The following is a 1,655-nucleotide window of genomic DNA, read 5'->3' as shown; positions in this document are numbered from 1 at the left end:
GTCACCCGCCAGCCAGGCCAGCTCGGGGCGGGGAGTGCGGAGATGCCGAGTGCCGCGCGGCCCTTCACCGCACGGCTGGTGGCGGAGCTGGTGAGCCGCGGGGTGCAGTTCGCGCCGATCGCGTTGCATACGGGGCTGTCGTCGCCCGAGGCACACGAACCGCCGTACGCGGAGCGTTTCGCCGTGCCCGCGGCCTCGGCGCGGCTGATCAACGCGGTCAGGGCGGCCGAAGGGCGGGTGATCGCCGTGGGGACGACCGCCGTGCGGGCCGTGGAGTCGGCTGCCGGGGCGGACCGGGTGGTGCGGGCGGCCGAGGGGTGGACGGAGCTCGTCGTCACGCCCGAGCGCGGGGTGCGGGTGGTGGACGGGCTGCTGACCGGGCTGCACGAGCCGGAGGCCTCGCATCTGCTGATGCTGGAGGCGGTGGCGGGGCGGGCCGCGGTCGACCGCAGCTACCAGGAGGCGCTGCGCGGGCTCTATCTGTGGCACGAGTTCGGGGACGTGCACCTCATCCTCCCGGAGGAGGGGTCTCACACAGAGCATTGCGGCAGCAACTCATCGTGAAAAAGATGGAGTCGCGATGTGAGGCCGCACATAGGGCGCACATCACGTACGAACGGACATAGGAGATAAACAGCCCCCGCCCGAACGGGACAGACGACCCGATCTGTCCCGTTTTGGCCTTCCGGCCCCTACTACCCAGGGTCGTACGTCACACCTTTGCCTCGGCATTTTGCGGCCGCTAAGAATGGCTGCCGTCGCTCAGCACCGCGGGCTCCCCCCGCGGTGTTCGTGCAGGAGGAGCCGGTCTCCCCCGCGGACAAGGAGCGACCTCCGCGCTATTCGAAGAGGTCCACTGCCATGCCGAAGAACACCTACAGTCCCGCCCTCACCAAGCACCACAAGATCGCGCTCGCCGGTATCGCCACGCTCGGCGCCGCCTCCATCGCCTTCTCCGCCGTGCCCAGCAGCGCGGACACGGTCGTGACGGGCTCCCCCGCCGCCGCGACCCAGGCGGTCTACGGCACCCAGCAGATCAAGGACGTCAAGGGCGCGGTCACCGACCAGAGCGCGCTGCAGGCCGTCAAGCTCGACGCGATCGCCGCCAGGAAGGCGGCCGCCGCCCACGCCCTGCACGTCGCCCACGTGCAGCAGGCCGCCGCCCAGGCGAAGACCCAGGCCGCCGCCCGGCAGGCCGCCCAGGCGCGCACCACCGCGCAGGCCGCGAGCCGGGCCGCCGCGCGCCCGCAGGTCGAGCAGGCGGCCGCGAAGACCTACAGCAACAACCTCGACGGCTGGATCCGCCAGGCCCTCGACATCATGCGGGCCAAGGGCATCCCGGGCTCCTACAGCGGCCTGCACCGCAACATCATGCGGGAGTCCTCCGGCAACCCGATGGCCATCAACAACTGGGACATCAACGCCATCAACGGCATCCCCTCCAAGGGGCTGCTGCAGGTGATCCCGCCGACCTTCAGCACCTACCACGTCGCCGGAACGTCCTGGGACATCTACAACCCGGTCGCCAACATCACCGCCGCCGCCAACTACGCGGCGCACCGGTACGGCTCGATCGACAACGTCAACAGCGCGTACTGAGGCAGGCGCGGACCTCGGCGCAGACGCGCCGAAGGGCGGCACCCCACAGATCGGAA

2 protein-coding genes are annotated in these 1,655 nt (G+C 70.6%); both read left to right on the top strand.

All coding sequences use genetic code 11. The features are described 5' to 3' along the window. On the top strand, nt 1-564 hold a 564-nt coding region (locus ABZ646_RS46215), incomplete at its 5' end, for an S-adenosylmethionine:tRNA ribosyltransferase-isomerase (RefSeq protein ID WP_360533688.1). Nucleotides 565-861: 297 nt separating this feature from the next. Next, nucleotides 862-1,599 (top strand): transglycosylase SLT domain-containing protein, encoded by a 738-nt coding sequence (locus ABZ646_RS46210; protein ID WP_360533685.1) that lies wholly within the window; start codon nt 862-864, stop codon nt 1,597-1,599. Nucleotides 1,600-1,655: the final 56 nt, after the last annotated feature.

The organism is Streptomyces sp. NPDC007162, assembly GCF_040634175.1.
Lineage (GTDB): Bacteria > Actinomycetota > Actinomycetes > Streptomycetales > Streptomycetaceae > Streptomyces.
Note: the sequence above shows the minus strand (reverse complement) of the source record. Positions and strands in the feature narration are given on the sequence as shown.